The organism is Falsihalocynthiibacter sp. BN13B15 (genome assembly GCF_041205415.1).
Taxonomy (GTDB): Bacteria; Pseudomonadota; Alphaproteobacteria; order Rhodobacterales; family Rhodobacteraceae; genus Falsihalocynthiibacter; species Falsihalocynthiibacter arcticus.
Genome location: NZ_JBGFCE010000089.1, coordinates 1 through 454 on the forward strand (window position 1 = coordinate 1; position 454 = coordinate 454).

The 454-nt window shown below is 54.2% G+C and carries 1 pseudogene; it reads left to right on the forward strand.

From position 1 onward, the window contains the following. Positions 1–454: pseudogene (locus AB9F26_RS22300) on the forward strand (hypothetical protein); the annotation flags it as partial.

Below are 454 nucleotides of genomic sequence, written 5' to 3' on the forward strand. Positions count from 1 at the left end.
AAAAGTTCCCGAAATGAAGTTCCACGAGCTTACAGGTGTATCGCTTAACACGATCCCCCCAAGTGATTACGGCTTTTTTGAGCTGATCAACGAGAACGTCCAAAACGAGCCTGCAACGAGCTATAACGTTGAACTCGCTGGACAACTTGCCGCGATCGGTATCGTCCACGGCAAAGAATTCGCACCAGACGAGCGGATGAAGAAAATCCTTACGGATGCCGCCGCCGTTGGTCAGGCCGCTGGACGGTCGCTGAACTGGCGGTCCGAAATGCAGCATCCAGATTGGGCCTATTACGAGGGCTCAAAGTGGGCGAATATGTTGTTTGAAGGCGGCGCTTTCTTTGAGACTCCTCCGCCAGCCTTTAAGGACGGCATGTTTGTGCCCTACCCTGCCACGGGTGCAAGAACCTTGGATTCCCGCTCGGCGTTCTACTACGCCTATACGCTCGACAGC